This is a genomic window from Algoriphagus sp., assembly GCF_024305035.1.
In the GTDB taxonomy this organism is placed as follows: domain Bacteria; phylum Bacteroidota; class Bacteroidia; order Cytophagales; family Cyclobacteriaceae; genus Algoriphagus.
Window position 1 is genome coordinate 1 of sequence record NZ_JAMWZB010000029.1, and the last position, 14,709, is coordinate 14,709.

Sequence of the window (14,709 nt, forward strand, 5' to 3'; positions counted from 1 at the left end):
GCCAAGGCGTGTTCGGGACTTGCACCCTATAGCTATCGCCCATGCTGGGCACACCCAAAAAGGCCTCCCATCTTTCGTATGAGAGGCCTTTTTGGTTTATAGGTTTTTCTGCCAATTCCAGCTATCCCTTAAGGAGTCTTCCAAGGAAAATTTAGGATACCAGCCCAATACTTGATTGATTTTTTGCGTATCTGCCCAGATTTTAACAACATCACCTGGCCTTCGAGGACCGATTTGATAGTTTAGCTTTATTCCATTTACTTTTTGAAAAGTTTCAATGACTTCCAGAACCGTATTGCCATTTCCTGTACCAACATTAAACACCTCATAATAATCGGTATTTTGTTTAGATAAGAAACTTAGAGCTTTGACATGAGCGTCAGCCAGGTCCATCACATGAATAAAATCTCGGACACAAGATCCATCGGATGTATCGTAATCATTCCCAAAAACAGTCAATTTTTCCCTGATTCCTGCAGCAGTCTGGGTAACAAATGGAACCAAATTATTAGGGGTACCAATGGGTAATTCCCCGATTTTTCCACTTGGATGAGCCCCTATGGGATTGAAATAACGCAAGGAAATCACCCGAATATCGGGTTTACTCTTGACAAAATCCACCAAAATATCTTCACAAACCTTCTTGGTATTTCCATAAGGACTTTCGGCATCTTTTCTTGGAGTATCCTCCGTGACGGGGAGTTGATCAGGTTGACCATAAACAGTACAAGAGGAAGAAAAAACCAAATCTTTGATCCCCCTTTTTTGCATAAATTCCAGCAAAACCACTAATGAGCCAATATTATTTCGATAATAGTCGAGCGGGAATTGAGTACTTTCTCCTACTGCTTTAAAGGCTGCAAAATGAATCACCCCACTGAGTTGGTGATCTTTTCCGATCTGATCCAATACTGCTAGATCATTGCAATCACCCTGATAAAAGGGAATCTTTTTACCCACTATTTCTTCCAGACGATTGAGTACTTTAGAATCCGAATTGGAAAGATCATCCAAGACAATCGGCTCAAAACCGGCATTAACTAATTCCACTGCAGTATGAGAACCAATGTATCCAGCTCCTCCAGTAATTAAAATTTTTTTCATGTGTCTATAATTGATTTTCAAAGGTCACATGGAATCTCACAGGGTTGATCCTCATACCCGTGTGTGATGGCCACATCACGCTCGATTTCATCGATCAAAAATAATTTAAACAAAGCTAAGCGATAAGGCGAATACCTACGAGGTAAAAAGCTTAAAATTACTCAATCAAGGTAAAACTTCCTCTAAGCTGCGCTCGCCCAACACCATTTTCAAGCGCATATTCATAATCCAACAAATAGGAATACACACCTAAGGGTGCTCTTTCTCCCCCGAAAAAGCCATCCCAGCCCTCTTGTCCAGAAAAAAGTAACTGCCCCCAGCGATTAAAAATGGAAAGCCGATAGGAAATGCTACAGTTGGATATGGGTTGATAAGGCCCCCTATCTATTAAAAAACCAGTGGGCATGCGGACAGCCGGTTTGGTTTGGGTAACCCTCCCTACCCCTGTGACTTGACAGCCATTGGCATCAGTGACGGTAAGTTTATATTCTCCAGAAGATAGCCCCACCAAGCGCATGTTTTGGCTTCCATTTTCCCATAAATAGGAATAAGGTGCGACTCCTCCTTGGACGCTAACTTCCAACTCCCCATCGATCCCGCCTGGGCATCCCGGTAAAATCTCCTCAAAAGTCAATTCTAAAGGCTCTGGACTTGGAATGATCAGACTCACAACAAGATTACAACCTTTTGCGTCTTGAACTGTCACTTCATTTTCTCCCCGACTAAGACCAGAGAAATAAAGCCATTCCCCATCCCAGCTAGAATCGAAACCCAAAAGGGTAAACGGACCACTTCCTCCCGAAAGCTGCATTCCCCCTCCTCCATCGCCAGATTCAAAACACGCTGTGGCATCTAGCTGTAAGTTTTCCAATAAAATCGGCTCAGGATCTATTACCTCAATGGTGAGTCTTTGTTCCCCACAACCGGACCGATCAATGGCAAGTACTTCATATTCTCCTGCAGACAGACCCAAAGCTTCCTTTCCGGTTAAATTTGAGTCATGCGCCCATTCAAATATCACATCCCCCGAACCACCCTGAATGGATAGCGCAATACTTCCGTCACTTTCTCCGGGACAGCTTGGACTGATGACTTGGTCTGTAGTCACAGAAAAGGAATCAAAAATCTCCAATTCCAACAGTTCAGAAACTCCAAAGCAATTTCCAAAATCCACTCTTTCCTCGTAAAAAACACTTCTTTCTGATGCATTTAAATTCCATTCAATCTCCACCTGAGTACCAGTTTGACCAGAAAGAATCACGCCCCCTTCAACTATCCAGCGGTAGGTTCGTTCATCCAGCGGAAATGGCACTTCATATACCCATCTGTTTTCACCTCCACTACACAGGCCAGTTTGCCCGATGGGTGCTGCAGGGGTGGTATTTTCTAAAAGCTCAACTTGGAGACTTTGGGTTTCACCCTGACAACCGTTCGAAGCTACAGGAGTCACCTGAACTGAAGCATCGTCCCGCTCTTCTTTCCAATTCACTCGAATAAAATCCCCCCCTTCTTCTACAATTTCCCCTCCTTCAATCTGCCAAAGCAAATCCGCAACATTGGCTGTATCTGTAAACGTATATACGACCGATTCAGTAAAAGGGCAAAGTGAGGATGGGCCTTGTAATTCACCGATAACCCCTTTTACTTCCACCTCAAACAAGTATTCGGTAGTCGCATCACAAGCTTCAGCACCGGTACTGGCAAAAACGCTAACCATGAAGGTCCCTTCTTCCTCAAATACATGGGATACAGTTTGTCCAGTTTTCAAGTCATTTCCATCCCCAAAATCCCATTCGAATACTTCAAACCGAGGATCTTCGGGTAAAATTGTCCATTCCCCCTGCTGGTTCAAACAAGCCACCTGATCTCCGAATACGTCAAAATCATACTCGGTCTGGGTTTGGTATTGGATATTGTCCAATCGAGCTCCAATAGCATAGCTATAGGATTCAATATTCCCAGAAGAATAAACATTTCCTAAAAAACCCACCGGGTTGGAAAGGGTATTTACTCCTTCAGGAACCGCAATTCGAGCAAAATAAAAGTCAGGAGCTACAGGCAAAGGATTGAATTGACTGGAAATATTTTGCCCATTCAAAAGAGTCTCTTCCTTTCCTTTTTCAGGAACTATCAAATTGACAAAATGGATCAAATCCACATCCCTTGATCCAGTCAGCTTACCGGTAGAAAAGCTAATTTCTTTAAGCAGTTGATTGGTTGAACTGAGCGTGACTAGGGAAGGGTCACCAAAAGGGGCAAGTCCAAATTCATTGCAAGCCGCACTTTTGGTAATCACCGAAACTGAGGTGGGCTTTGAGGTTTGAATTAAGGCAAATTCATCTTTGTCAAATTCAAACCGGGTAAATTCACGGGCATTGAGACGCCCGCGAGAAACCCCATTGACAAAAATCTCGGTTTGATCCTGAGCAGCCAAGACTTTGACGATCTCCCCGGAGGTCCGTCCGGCAAAAGGAATGTGGATGTATTCTTTGCCCCAGCTTTCCAAAGGATAAGCTTGCTGAAAAACATGATCCCCACTGGTTCCACAGTCGCCGGCACTACTGGTTTTATTGCCCCCAAAAACTGCCAATAATTTACAGTTATCCGGATCGGGATTCAGGACCTTTACGCTGGTTCCCGTGAGATCTCCCAACCCCTTAATCTGATAACTTTCCCCTTGGTTTAAGGTGATTCGAATGGGAGCACCCGCTGGAATAGTATTCACTGTCCGTGCACTGGGGATGATTTCCACATCCGTATCATTGGCCGTAGCAATGACCAAAAGAGTGCTCTCGTAATTTTGATTCGATCCGGGCTCCTGATTTGAACCAAAAACATCATAATGAGCCGTCAACAGGTACTCTGAGGAGAGCGACTCCAGGGGAAGGACTACTGTTCCGTCAGTACTGAATTCCCGGGAATTTAGCGCATGCACGGTAATATCGGAAGTGGACGTAACTTTAACGGGACGGTATTCGATTCGACCACTTTCCCGATGAATGATTCCTTCCGACTCCCCATCCAGTTGCTGCACAAATTGCTCACCAGCAAGTAAAGTAAAAGGAAAGGATCGAAGAGGCGTCCGTAGCACACCGGAGGTATTTTCCATCGCAGTGATCAGAATAAACACCCCATCAGGCTGCGAATTCCGCCGATTATTATCCATAAATCCGATGTAAAATTCCCTGCCGATGGTGGTGATTTGTGCCAAAGCAAGTTCATTTATCCCAAAAATCATTTGGAACAAGAAAAAACTACCTAAAACCAACCTTCTCCCCATATCAAATTCGCTACCGAAAAGAAATTTACCAGTAAAGGATCAAATTCTCAGTATTATATTTTATCAAATCCTAATTTTCACGGTTGGATGGAAAACTATCCAAATCGACAGATGTTCCAACTCTGGCTATCCTTTGGTCAAATTCCTCCTCCATTAGTCACCAATCGCAGGATAATTCGCACTTAAAATTCAAAAGACGTGCAGAATCCCAGAAAATTAGGTGAATTTTTGAAAGACATCAGCTTATCGGATCAAGGCGAATGCTCCGCTTTTATTTTTCAATTGAACTTGGTCATCCAACATAAAACTGTATTGGACCAAATAACTATAGGTACCCATTGGAGCTTCCATACCGGCTATCATTCCATCCCAGCCTTCCGTTCCCGAATAAACCAATTGCCCCCAACGGTCATAAACCCACAATTCGAAGGTCAACTCACAGTTTGAAATCGCGCGAAACAAATCCTGATCCCGACCAGGGTAATATCCCGTTGGAAGTCGAACCTTAGGTGCTGATTCAGTTACCTGCCCAACTCCAAGGCTTACACAGCCATTTCGGTCTGTTACCGAAATGGAATAGTCCCCTTTTGGCACATCCTTCAGTTGATCTCCAGTAGTAGAATTGAAATCCCAGGAATACACAAATGGGCCATTGGATCCTACCGGAGATGCAATCAATTCTCCATCACTTCCTCCTGGGCAAGCAGGTTGTTCTAATCTAACATCCACTTTCAAAGGGGGCGGAGAGCTTATTTCAAATTCGAGCTCAATCCGACATCCATTGATATCGCTCACCTCCCAGAGGTAATCTCCCTGGGAAAGATCTGAAAGGGTTAAACTTCCGGTAAAATCAATCCCTCCATCAACATCCAAAAAGTAAGGAGCTACTCCACCTGAGACCTCAAGGGTCACCTGCCCATCTGGTTTTCCAAAGCAAGATACTCCTAGGGCAGAAAGCGATTCAACTGCTAAATTCTCAGGCTCTATGATTTCCAGATTTTCCAACACACGCTCACAGCCCAACTGATCTCGAACCTTAACCGAGTACAAACCAGCCGGAAGGTCAGAAGCCATTTCATTAGTTAATCCCGGATCATGTGACCATTCCACATGATAAGGGGCAACTCCTCCGCTGATTTCCAGTTCAATTGCTCCGGAGGCTGAACCCGAACAAGAAACCGGAATTATCGCTGAAGGCTGCACTTGAAATTCCTCTTCTACTCGAACAGAAATGGGAGCCGAAACACCTTCACAGGAGGCATCGATCAAACTGGAAACCTCATAGCTCAAGCTTCCGGTGATCCCTGCCTGATTCCAACTCACTTCCAATTCACCAGTCCCTTGACCAGAGCGGATTTCTCCACCGGATATCGTCCAATTGTAATTTCTTCCTTCACTCACTTGAGGTACCGTGTAAAAATGAGAGATCTCGGGATCAAAACAAACCTGCTCCGCCCCTTCAATAGTTTCGGCCTCCAGTCGCTGATTAATCAATACTGGAAAAAGGACGGGCTCACCAGGACAGCCATTTTCTGAATAGGGAATAACTTCCAAAAAGGCATCATCATTGGCCTCTCCCCAGCGAATGACAGCGGTTTGATCTGAAAACTCGACGACTTCTCCTCCAGTTGGGATAAATTCCACCCTTGAAAATGGCTCAGGACCCTCGAAAGAGTAGAGCAATTCCTCTACATCAGGACAGGCAGAGGATGAACCAATCACCTCGCCCACTGCTTCCAATACCGTCACATTGAAGGTTATGTTCTCTTGTTGATCACAGGTATTCGGACTTAAGGCAGCCAAAACTGTCACCTCATATTCTCCAGGCTGTGAATAGGTGTGTAAAACCTCCTTTCCCTCCTGCAGGTCCGTTCCATCACCAAAATCCCAAACAAAATAGGTGAATTCAGGATTATCGGCCTCTATCACCCAATCAGCCTCAACATTAAGACAAGCTACGTTCTGACCTAGTACATCAAATTCATAGGAAGCCTCTGTTTCAAAATTAAGGTTATCAAGGGCTGCCCCGGCAGCATACCCATAGGATTCCAAGTTTCCGAATCCATAGGCATAAGCTGCAAAACCTTCTGAATTAGCCAGTCGATGAACTCCTTGAGAAATCGAAATTCGAGCATATAAAAAACCGGGGTCTCCGGGTAAAACCTGAAACCGATTAGCAATGGATTCTCCATCCAAAATTGTCAAATTTTCTGTTCCTGTTTTGATGACTACATTGACATAATGATTTTCGATAGAGGGCAAATTGAGGGCATTGAATGTCAGTGTTTTTAAAAATTGCTCGCTCGGGCTATAGGTGATCATGAAAGGGTCTCCGGTAAAAGCATTAGGAGAATTGGCTTCATTACAGGCCTGACTTTTCGAAAATACAGAAACGGATGCGGGCTTACTGGTTTCTATTTTACCAGATTCATTGATTCCAAATTCCAAGGGAATCCACTCACCCCGGTTGATATTCCCTCTTACTACCCCATTAACCCGGATTTCGGTTCCATCTTCGGCTGCCACTACCTTAACCAATTCCCCCGAAGTCCGACCAGACAGCGCGACATGAACAAAAGAAGTCCCCCAAGTATTCACCGGATAAGCTTGCTGAAACAAGTGGTCGTTGGCCTCCCCACAGTTGCCCACAGATGTCCATTTATTCCCTCCAAAAACCGCTATTTTCTTACATTCATCTGCGTTTTCTCCAATCACTCTGACTCGTGTCCCCGTCAAATCATCTTTTGCTTTGAGCTGATAACTCTGTCCCCGGTTTAAGGAAATAGTGATCGGTACATTGGCCGCAGCTCCTCCTATCGTAGGCACAGAACCAGTAATCTCTACCTGGGTATCATCTTCTGTTGCCACGACCAAAAGAGTACTTTCATCATTGATGTTTCCATTGTAATTCACATTTGCAGTGAGCCTCTCGTAATGGGAGGTGAGATAATAATCGGTTCCTAAGGCCCCCACAGGAAGAATGACTGTTCCATCGGCACTCCGGAAGCGTTCGTTGTAGGCATGGACGGCAATTTTTCCAGTACTGGAAATATAAATCCCCTTATTCTCTCTCACTCCAGACCCCCGGTGAAGCAAATCCAAATCCTCAGAAGGAATTCGTAGAGTATATTGTTGACCAGCAGCAATGGAAAAATTAACAGTTTGACCTTGGTATTCGATCGCCCCACCGGCATCTTCGTCGGCAGTAATGATCAAAACCGCAAAATCCGGGGCACCTGCACTCCCATTATTTCCAGGTGGCACCCGGTTATTATCCATAAAGCCAACCCAAAATTCGTTACCCACCGTAGAAAGTTGGCCAAAACCGTGGAACTCTATTCCAAAAAATAAACACATCCCCACTAAAGCCCCGAAATATTTTCTCATCAGATAAACTTGCAAAAACGATAACTCTCGAATATAAGCATCTTCTAAAAAAAATGTTATTCCAATGCCTTGAAAAGATAAGTTGAAGGCCACTTGATTTGAAGTGCCTAAAATTGAAAGGATATAATCCTTATCTTTGCGGCTTCAAAAAATAGAAAGAAGACACCATGATATCAGTAGATAATCTTTCCCTCAAATTTGGAAAACGAACACTCTTTGAAGAAGTCAATCTTAAATTTAATCCAGGCAACTGTTATGGGGTGATTGGAGCAAATGGAGCAGGAAAATCTACCTTTTTAAAAATCCTATCAGGGGATATGGATAGTACCTCTGGCTCGGTAAACATCACTCCTGGCCAGCGAATGGCCGTATTGAAGCAAAATCACTTTGAGTTCGACGAAATAGAAGTCCTCAAGACCGTTTTGATGGGCCATAAAAAATTATACGCCATCATGTCCGAGAAGGATGCGATTTATTTAAAGTCCGACTTCTCCGAAGAGGATGGAATCCGGGCTTCGGAACTGGAAGCTGAATTTGCAGAAATGGATGGATGGAATGCTGAATCTGATGCAGCCGCTCTTCTCTCAGGATTGGGGATTTCTGAAGACCTCCACTATTTACCAATGAAAGAACTGGCAGGAAATCAAAAAGTAAGAGTTCTTTTGGCTCAGGCACTTTTTGGTAATCCTGATATCCTGATTCTTGACGAACCGACCAATGACCTGGATGCGGATACCATCAATTGGTTGGAAGATTTTTTGGTCAATTTCAAAAATTTGGTAATCGTCGTATCTCACGATCGTCACTTTTTGGATTCTGTTGCCACACATATTGTGGATATTGACTTTGGAAAAATCAAAATTTACTCCGGTAACTACACGTTCTGGTATGAGTCCTCTCAACTTGCTTTAAAGCAGCGATCGGATCAAAACAAAAAGGCAGAGGAAAAACGAAAGGAATTGCAGGAATTTATTGCCAGATTCTCGGCCAATGTAGCCAAATCCAAGCAGGCTACTGCCCGTAAAAAAATGCTCGAAAAGCTCAACGTGGATGATATCGAGCCCTCAACCCGAAAATATCCCGGCATTATGTTTAAGCCCGAGCGGGAGGCCGGAGATCAGATATTTATGACTGAGAATCTGGAATTAAAAGCCGATGGAGTCACCTACTTTACCGACGTCAACCTGATGGTGGACAAAGGAGATAAAATCGCTTTTATTTCCAAAACCAAACAAGCAGTCAATAAATTCTTCCAAACCATCATGGACGAAATACCCGCAACTAAGGGTTCGTATAAATGGGGAGTCACGATCAATAAAGCCTACTTACCCAATGACAATTCCAGTTACTTCAACTCGGATTTGAATCTGATTGATTGGTTGCGCCAGTATTCTACCAATCAGGAAGAAGCCTATGTACGAACATTTTTAGGAAGAATGCTTTTCACCGGGGAGGAGACCCTGAAGAAATGTACCGTCCTTTCTGGAGGCGAAAAAGTACGCTGCATGATTTCCAAAATGATGCTGCAAAACCCCAACTTACTGGTCATGGATGAGCCGACCAACCACTTAGATCTCGAATCGATTACCGCATTCAACAACGCGGTTATCGAATTCCCCGGAACGGTTCTGATGTCTTCTTATGACCATGCCTTTGTGCAGTCCTCCGTCAATCGAATCATTGAGTTTACACCCAATGGCACCATAGACCGTAGAATGGGCTACGAAGATTATTTGGAAAGTGAGGAAATTAAAGCTATTCGGGAAAAAATGTATGGAAAAAGTATTTAACTAGCCTTGCTTCTCACAGCGATCATTATTTACCTGGCCGTAACCGTAGCCATTGGAGCTTGGTCTTCCAAGCTGGTTAAAAACTCCAGTGATTTTGTATTAGCGGGAAGATCGCTCCCGCTTTTTTTATCTGCCTCTGCCCTATTTGCAACATGGTTTGGATCTGAAACGATTTTTGGAGCCTCATCAGTGTATTTGGAAGAGGGACTCCTTGGCGTGATCGAAGACCCTTTCGGAGGAGCACTTTGCCTGGTTTTGTTTGGGATGTTTTACTTACGACCCATGTACAAAATGAACGTGCTAACGATTGGGGATGTATTTCGAAGGATTTTTGGAGAAAAAATCGAATTGATGGCGTCTTTATTTATGATTCCGGCTTACTTCGGTTACGTCGCCGCACAGCTTGTTGCCCTAAGTTTGGTGATGGGTGCGGTAACTGATCTAACGCTTTTTGAAGGAATCTTGATTTCTGCAGGGATTGTGGTTGGTTATACTTTTTTAGGCGGAATGTGGGCCATTTCCATCACGGATTTTATTCAAACCACCATGATCGTCATTGGGCTGATCTGGGTTTCCATCATGATTGCCCGGGAAGCGGGTGGTGTGGGAGAAATTCTTTCTAAAGCACCTCCTGAGAGTTTTCAATTTTTCCCAGCACCCGAATTCAATGAGTGGGTAAATTACTTCGGAGCTTGGATAATTTTAGGGTTGGGTTCAATTCCAAGCCAGGATATATACCAGCGAGTAATGTCTGCCAAAAGTGAAAAAGTAGCCGTAAGGTCCACCTATTTGGCCGGAGGATTTTATTTGACGTTCGGTTTACTTCCTCTGTTTATTGCTTTGGGTTCAAAGGCTCTCTATCCTGAGATCTACTTGGATAATAAACAAATGCTACTTCCTTCCATGATTTTGGCTCATGCGGGACTTCCGGTTCAAATTGTCTTTTTTGGGGCCTTGATCTCTGCGATCATGAGCACAACAAGTTCCGGTCTTTTGGCTCCAGCTGCGATCTTGTCGGAGAACATCATTCGTCCCTATTTTGGAAAAAAACTAGACGACCGTCATTTTCTATGGATTTTGAGGGTAAATGTTGTAGCAGTAGCGCTCATCGCTACCGTGATGGCAACCTGGGAAACTAATATTTACGAACTGGTAGCTGGAGCATCCATTTTGATGTTGGTTTCTTTATTTGTTCCACTAACTGCAGGCTTATACTGGAAAAAAGCTTCCCGAATGGGAGCATTATTTTCGATGTTTTTAGGTATGCTCAGCTATTTATATCTTTCCACATTTGAACTCTCCATTTCCCCCCACATTCTGGGATTGGGAGTGAGTATACTTTCCATGATTTTGGGAAGTTATCTATTCCCAGATCAACAATTAACAGACCATGAACTATCCTAAATTAATTCTCAAAAAAGGGAAAGAAATCTCCCTAAAAAGAAAACATCACTGGGTGTTTTCTGGTGCCGTTGACCAAAAAGAGGAAGATTTGAAAGCCGGACAACTTGTTTCGGTAGTCGCTCATAATGGTGCATTTCTAGGTTCTGGGCATTTTTCACCCGGATCAATTATGGTTCGGGTTTTAACCTTTGAGGAGGAATCCATTGATTTGGAGTTTTGGAAAAAGCGAATTTCTGCAGCTTTTGATTTGAGAAAAAACCTGGGATTGGTCAATAATTCCCAAACTACAGTTTTTCGATTGATTCACGGTGAAGGCGATTTGTTACCGGGTCTAATTGTGGATTATTACCAAGGAACCGCAGTCATTCAAACCCATAACATTGGCATGTACGCCCACCTGAATGATATTGCCCAAGCGATCATATCAGTTTTGGGAGAATCCATTCAAGCTGTTTACGACAAAAGCGCGGAGACCCTTCCCAAAACCTTGGGTATCGAATCCAACAAATGGCTCTGGGGAGTACCCAAAACCGATTTGGTTCAAGAATATGGAGCAACTTATCGGATTGATTGGGAAAAGGGCCAAAAAACCGGCTTTTTTATAGATCAGCGAGAAAACCGAAAACTTTTAGCAGATTATTCAACTGGTAAAAAAGTGTTGAATACGTTCTGCTACTCCGGAGGATTTTCAGTCTTGGCTTTGCTCCATGGCGCAGCAGAAGTTCACTCCGTGGACATCTCCCCCAAAGCCATCGAACTCACCGAAGAAAACATTGCCTTAAATCCAAAAATCCTGGGAAAACATGAATCCAAAGTAGCCGATGTGGTCAAATACATCCGGGAAATAGGTGATGATTATGATGTGATTATTTTAGATCCACCTGCTTTTGCCAAAAATATCAAAGCCCGACACAATGCTGTGCAGGCCTATAAGCGACTAAATCTAGAGGCTTTAAAAAAAATAAAGCCTGGCGGCATCTTATTTACTTTTTCCTGTTCGCAGGTCGTAGACAAATCCCTTTTTGCCCATACCCTCACCGCAGCGGCCATGGAATCCAAACGGGAGGTGAAAATTCTCCATCAACTTTCCCAACCAGCAGACCATCCTGTCAATATTTATCATCCTGAAACTGAATATCTAAAAGGGCTGGTTTTATCAGTTCAATAAATTTCAATCAATTTTATAAGGAGCCTTTGTCCTTTTGCCGTATTTTCATCCAAAATTAACGAAACTATGTACACTGGAATACAACATTTACACTCTGGATTGGCCTATTTGGTCTTGATCGCATTGATTGTGGTCATCGTTCTGATGCTTATTGGTTCGCTCAGCGGGAAAGAATTTTCCGAAAAAGATCGAAAAATCGCCTTGATTGCCTTTATTCTTTCCCACATCCAATTGGTCGTGGGATTGATTTTATATGTAATCAGTCCTATAGGATTGGAACTGCTCACCGGTGGAGGGGCCATGTCTGATTCTGTGGCCAGACTGACTGCCTTGGAGCATCCATTGATCAATATTCTAGCGATTGTGGTGATTACTATTGGCTACAGCAGGGCCAAGAAACTACTGGACTCAAGAGCTCGATTCCGAAGCATATACATGTTTTATGCAGTAGGATTGGTTTTGATCTTAAGCCGGATACCTTGGAGTTCTTGGTTGGGATAAAATGAATAACCGGTTTCTTAGTGAAACCGGTTTTTTTAAAACCCCATTTTAATTTGCTCGGCTATTTGGGCGAGTTCCTCTTGGGAAAGCTTTAATTTTTGACGGGTGAAATTAATGTCGTCCATGGTCCTGAGCGGGACCAAATGTACATGAACATGAGGCACTTCCAATCCAATCACCGCCATTCCAATTCGGGTGCACTTGATGGTTTTGTCCATAGCCTTAGCAACTTTTTGGGCAAAGAGATGCAGGCCTGTTAAGATCTCTGGTTCTAAGTCAAAGATATAATCCACTTCTTTTTTTGGAACTACCAATACATGACCCTTCACTAAGGGCATGATATCCAAAAAGGCGATAAATTGATCGTCTTCAGCGACAATATGTGCGGGAATTTCCCGGTTGATGATTTTTGTAAAGATGCTGGCCATAGGGTTCGAAAATAAAAAAATCCTGGTGAAAACCAGGATTCAAGTCGGAAAGAAATTCCAATTAATAGGTGATTTCTAAAATTTCAAATTGCACTTTTCCTGCAGGCGCATCGATTTCTGCGATTTCTCCTACCGATTTTCCATTGATCCCTTTCCCAAAAGGCGATGCCAATGAAATTTTACCTGCCTTCAAATCTGCTTCCTCTTCAGAAACCAAAGTATAACTGACCACCATGCCATTTTTGACATTTTTGATTTTGACTGTGCTAAGAATCCCTGCCTTAGAGGTGTCCATTTTCGAATTATCCAAAATTCTTGCGTTCCCTACAACCGCTTCAAGTTTGGCAATTTTGAGTTCTAAAAGTCCTTGGGCGTCCTTGGCTGCATCATATTCAGCATTTTCCGAAAGGTCTCCCTTGTCTCTTGCCTCTGCAATTTGCTTGGCAATATCAATTCTCCCTTTAGTCTTTAATTCATGAAGCTCATCCTTGAGTTTCTTCAATCCTTCTTCTGTGTAATATTGTACTTTAGACATACGTTTTACTTTTTATACCTAGGCACCAAAAACAAAGTAACGGTCACGTAGTGGAGACCGTTACTTTGTTTGAGCGCGTATTTGTTAAGCAAAAATAAGTAATACTTAATCAGAAAGCAATTTTTTAAAATAAATCATTTTACCTCTTCTATCCGAAACTGAAGACTTTGAAAGCATAGTTACTGTGGAAATGCACTTTTGATTTGCTTAACCAATACCCGATTGATTTTTTCGTAGGATTCAAAAGTCCAACCTGCCACATGGGGAGTAAAAATAACATTTGTTCGGCGAGCCAAGATCTCAAATTCCGACTTTTGACGTGGGGTAAAGTTTTGGAATTTCTCATTTTCCAACACATCCAACACGGCCCCTCGAAGTACTCCCGCATCCAAGGCCTGATTGAGTGTTTTAAAACTAATCACTTCTCCTCTAGCCGTATTGATCAACCAGATTGGTTTTCGAAAACTAGAGAGCTCACTAAAAGTGAAAAAATTTCGGGTTTCAGCGGTCAAGGGTACATGAATACTGAGAATATCGGCTTCAGCCTTTACCCTTTCCCAAAGTACCTCTTCCACTTGATTGCTGGCAAAATCCCGTTTAAATTTATCATAAGCCAAAACTTTAACCCCAAAACCCCGAAGGCGTTTGGCAAATGCACTCCCCATATTGCCGTAACCAAAAATCCCCACTACTTTTCCTTTCAGCTCATGTCCACGATTTCCTTCCCTGTCCCAGATCCCCTTACGAACCTCAGCGTCTGCTTTGACTAATTGATTGAAAAGTGCCAGCAGTCCACCAATCGCATGCTCGGCAACGGCGTCTCGATTGCCTTTCGCCGCATGAAAAAGTTTGATTCCACGTTTTGCCAGGTAATCCAAATCGATTTGATCGAGCCCCGCTCCTGCTCTTCCAATGAATTGAAGCTGCCTACCAGACTCCAATAATTCTCGATCCATCGGGGTTTTGGAACGAATAATCAGGCCCTGATAATCACCTATTTTTGCTAAAATTTCAGCTCGTGTGATCTTTGGTTGATAGTGAACGACATGTCCTTGGCTCTCCAAAAGATCCACCATGCTCGGGTGCATTTCATCAATAATTAATATCAGCAT

General features: G+C 43.2%; 10 protein-coding genes. 4 read left to right on the plus strand and 6 right to left on the minus strand.

What is annotated here, in order from left to right; genetic code table 11:
* Positions 1 to 96: 96 nt before the first annotated feature.
* The 3 genes from galE to Q0L00_RS15630 all read right to left on the minus strand — a co-directional run bounded on the left by galE (position 97) and on the right by Q0L00_RS15630 (position 7,771).
* Positions 97 to 1,104: a UDP-glucose 4-epimerase GalE gene (gene galE, locus Q0L00_RS15620; RefSeq protein WP_297337820.1), complete on the minus strand. Its 1,008-nt coding sequence runs from the start codon at positions 1,102 to 1,104 to the stop codon at positions 97 to 99.
* Between the two features lie 157 nt (positions 1,105 to 1,261).
* Positions 1,262 to 4,315, minus strand: coding sequence for a PKD domain-containing protein (locus Q0L00_RS15625; protein ID WP_297337821.1), 3,054 nt, complete (start codon positions 4,313 to 4,315; stop codon positions 1,262 to 1,264).
* A gap of 312 nt (positions 4,316 to 4,627) precedes the next feature.
* Entirely contained in the window at positions 4,628 to 7,771 is a 3,144-nt protein-coding gene (locus Q0L00_RS15630; protein ID WP_297337822.1) for a PKD domain-containing protein, read from the minus strand.
* A 167-nt stretch (positions 7,772 to 7,938) separates the two neighbouring features.
* Between Q0L00_RS15630 and Q0L00_RS15635 the strand changes: the two genes are divergently transcribed.
* From Q0L00_RS15635 to Q0L00_RS15650, 4 genes are all read left to right on the plus strand, one after another.
* Positions 7,939 to 9,561 (plus strand): ATP-binding cassette domain-containing protein, encoded by a 1,623-nt coding sequence (locus Q0L00_RS15635; protein ID WP_297337823.1) that lies wholly within the window; start codon positions 7,939 to 7,941, stop codon positions 9,559 to 9,561.
* Between the two features lie 6 nt (positions 9,562 to 9,567).
* Complete coding sequence (locus Q0L00_RS15640) at positions 9,568 to 10,965, plus strand: sodium:solute symporter family protein (protein WP_297337824.1); 1,398 nt, start codon at positions 9,568 to 9,570, stop codon at positions 10,963 to 10,965.
* Positions 10,952 to 12,133 carry a class I SAM-dependent rRNA methyltransferase gene (locus tag Q0L00_RS15645; protein ID WP_297337825.1) on the plus strand — a complete coding sequence of 394 codons (1,182 nt, stop codon included), beginning with the start codon at positions 10,952 to 10,954 and terminating at the stop codon, positions 12,131 to 12,133. Before Q0L00_RS15640 ends, Q0L00_RS15645 begins: the two co-directional genes overlap by 14 nt.
* 66 nt (positions 12,134 to 12,199) lie before the next feature.
* Positions 12,200 to 12,634, plus strand: coding sequence for a hypothetical protein (locus Q0L00_RS15650; protein WP_297337826.1), 435 nt, complete (start codon positions 12,200 to 12,202; stop codon positions 12,632 to 12,634).
* A 35-nt stretch (positions 12,635 to 12,669) separates the two neighbouring features.
* Here Q0L00_RS15650 and Q0L00_RS15655 read toward each other — a convergent pair whose 3' ends face one another.
* The 3 genes from Q0L00_RS15655 to Q0L00_RS15665 form a co-directional block, all read right to left on the minus strand.
* Positions 12,670 to 13,062, minus strand: coding sequence for an HIT family protein (locus Q0L00_RS15655; RefSeq protein WP_297337827.1), 393 nt, complete (start codon positions 13,060 to 13,062; stop codon positions 12,670 to 12,672).
* Between the two features lie 61 nt (positions 13,063 to 13,123).
* A complete protein-coding gene (gene greA, locus Q0L00_RS15660) occupies positions 13,124 to 13,597 on the minus strand; it encodes a transcription elongation factor GreA (RefSeq protein WP_297337828.1) in 474 nt (157 codons plus the stop codon).
* A 179-nt stretch (positions 13,598 to 13,776) separates the two neighbouring features.
* Entirely contained in the window at positions 13,777 to 14,709 is a 933-nt protein-coding gene (locus Q0L00_RS15665; RefSeq protein ID WP_297337829.1) for a 2-hydroxyacid dehydrogenase, read from the minus strand.